The organism is Microcoleus sp. C2D2, from assembly GCF_036702495.1.
Lineage (GTDB): Bacteria > Cyanobacteriota > Cyanobacteriia > Cyanobacteriales > Microcoleaceae > Microcoleus.
Map to the genome: position 1 here is coordinate 1 of NZ_JAUBTO010000253.1, position 3,147 is coordinate 3,147.

Genomic DNA, 3,147 nt, shown 5'->3' on the forward strand with positions numbered 1-3,147 from the left:
AGGCTGGTGCCCTGAAGCAGAAACCCAATTAGTGATGATTGGGAATCCCCGCTCCTTTAGGACGGGGTGGATGTCAACAGGGTTGGTATTTGTTTTCGCTAGCGAAAGCACAACAGCCACTCGGTCAGCTATCAGAGGCGATCGCCACTTTAGAAACTGCCAGAGATCAAACCAAACCTCAATACGACCCAGAGCTTTACATCGATATTTTGATAAATTTGCGAGAATACTATTTCCAACAAGGACAATACCTCAATGCCTTTGATATTAAACAAGAGCGACAAGCGATCGAAAGTAAGTTTGGTTTTCGAGCTTTTATCGGTGCAGGGAGGTTGCAGCCAAAACAACAGATTGCCAACCCAGCGTTACTCTCTGCTGAATCGCAAGACGAAGTTGCCCAGGAAATCGCCTCTTCGGGACGGTTGCACAGTGTCGAAGACTTGCTGAAACGGATCGAGCGAGATGACTGCAAACTGACGATCATCCACGGGGAATCAGGGGTTGGCAAAAGTTCAATTGAACAGGCTGGACTAATCCCTGCTTTAAAACAAAAGCGGATAAATGCCCGCAGTGTTCTGCCAGTTTTACAACAGGTTTATGCAGATTGGGCTGAGGAACTGGCTAAGTGTTTGGCAGTCGAAGAAAGAGAAGATGACGAATCTGATGTTGGGCTTGACTCCGCTACCTTAAGTTTAACAGACTCTCTGCTCGCTCAATTACGGAAAAATGCGGAGCATAATCTGTTAACTCTTCTGATTTTTGACCAATTTGAAGAATTTTTCTTTATTTGTAAAGACAGCGTACAAAGAAAAAGATTTTATGATTTTTTGCGCGCTTGTTTAGATATCCCTTATGTAAAAGTAATTCTTTCCCTTCGAGAAGATTACCTGCATCATTTATTACAATGTACGCGATTAAGTAATTTTGAGGTGATTCATGATAATATTTTGGATAAAGATATTCTTTTTTACTTAGGTAACTTTAAGCCGGATGAGGCTAAGTTAGTTATTCAAAGTTTAACTGAAAGAACTCAGTTTGAGTTAGAACCTGCTTTGATTGATGAACTTGTTAAAGATTTAGCAGGAGAAGTTAACGAGGTGCGTCCAGTAGAACTGCAAATTGTGGGTGCACAATTACAATCTGAGAATATTACGACCCTAGCCCAATATCAAAAAAAAGGGCCGAAAGCAGCACTGGTAGCGAGATTTTTAGAAGAAGTTATTAAAGATTGCGGTTCAGAAAATCAGCAGCTTGCTGAACTTGTTTTGTGGCTGCTAACAGATGAAAATAGCACTCGTCCCCTCCGAACTCGTGATGATTTAAAAAAAGGTTTAGAAGACTTACTAACAGATATCAGTCACCTAGATTTAGTTCTGGAAATTTTTGTGAAGTCTGGGTTCGTATTGCTGTTACCTAGTTTGCCGGACACTCGTTATCAACTGGTTCACGATTATTTAGCTGATTTCGTGCGCCGTCAAAAAAACAATGAAATGATTGAAGAATTGAAAAAAGAAAAAGCGCAAAGCAAGCGCACTCAAGCTGAGTTAAATCGGGTGCTGAAACGACAATTAAAACTGGCGATCGCCGGCGGAGCGATGATGGCAGTTCTCGCAGTCCTAGCAGGTGTATTTGGAATAGAAGCAAAAATTGGTGAAACTAATGCTGAACTCAAGCAAATTAGCGCTAATTCCGAATCTCTGTGGGCTTCAGATAAAGAGTTAGAGGCGCTGGTAGAAGCTTTAAAAGCTGGAAAAAAGCTCAAATACGGATGGAGAATAGAACCGAATACTAGGAATCAAGTGGTGTCGAGATTGCAAGAGATTGTTTATAACGTAAGAGAGCGCAACCGATTGGAGGGTCATACCGATACTATCACAGATATTAGTTTTAGCCCTGATGGCAAATTTATTGCTTCTAGTAGTAAAGATAAAACTGTGAAACTTTGGAACCGTGACGGTAGCGAGAAAAAACCTGCTTTACAAGGAAAATATAGGTATGAATTTACTAGCGTTGCATTTAGCCCCGATAGTCAAATTATTGCTGCTGGGAACAAGGATAATAAAATTTATCTCTGGCGTATGAATGGCACATTAATTACAACTTTAATGGGACACACAGACTGGGCAACAAATATTCGATTTAGTCCTGACGGTAAGACAATTGTTTCTGGTAGCAGGGATAATAGTGTCAGACTTTGGAAAATCGATGGCACTCAGATTAAAAAACTTGAATGGCATAATTCTACTGTTAACATCGTGCGTTTTAGTCATGACGGTCAAACGATTGCTTCAGCTAGTGAGGATGGTACTATCAAACTATGGAGTCTAGAGGGCAAGAAACTTCAAACTATCAATACTCCTGGCGTTCTTGACCTGGCATTCAGTCGGGATAGCAAAACTCTGAATGTGGCTAGTAGGGACAATAGCCTCAAAATATGGAAAATTGATGGTATTTTACTCACAACATATAATCATATAAGTAGTCATGGCTTCGCTTGTTTCACTCCTGATGGTAATTTACTGTTCAATTTTAAGGGATTGAATCAGGTGAGTCTTTTGAAGATAGAAGGTAGTAAAATTGAAGAGGTAGAAGCAAAGTTCAGGCTCCCCAGCGCGACAACTGGGAGCTTTAGTCCTGATACTAAAGCTATTGCGTTAGCTAGTAAGGACAATGTAGTGAAACTTGTGAGTCTTGATTCAGAGAGGTTTGAGTTCCATGAATATCAAATGAATAGAAGCAATATTGTAGGGCTAAGCCATGACAATTTTCCTGTCTCTTTTTATGATAACCAGTTGAAATTTTGGAATAGCGACGGGACAGTCAAAAAATCCCTAGAACTTGCCGATAGCAGGGAAAACGTAAGTTTCAGTAGTTTCAGTCCCGACGGTAAGCTAATTGCTTTAATGGGTACTCAGGTGACCACACAACTGTGGAACAGTTCAAAAAAATTGCTGAATACCTTCGAGTTTAATGGGTTATTTCCCGATGTCAGTCCTGATGGTAAGCTGATGGTTACTGTGGATCGAAATAATATAGCTAAGCTGTGGAGAACGGATGGCACGCTAATTGGAAGTCTACCAGGTCAGAAAGCACGCATTACGAAGGTAATTTTTAGTCCCGACAGTAGGCTGGTGGCTACTGTCAGCC

1 protein-coding gene is annotated in these 3,147 nt (G+C 40.9%); it reads left to right on the forward strand.

Annotated elements, in window-relative coordinates; all coding sequences use genetic code 11:
* Positions 1–89: 89 nt before the first annotated feature.
* Positions 90–3,147, forward strand: a 3,058-nt coding sequence (locus QUB61_RS36905; RefSeq protein ID WP_445300627.1) for an nSTAND1 domain-containing NTPase, incomplete at its 3' end; no start/stop codon positions are given.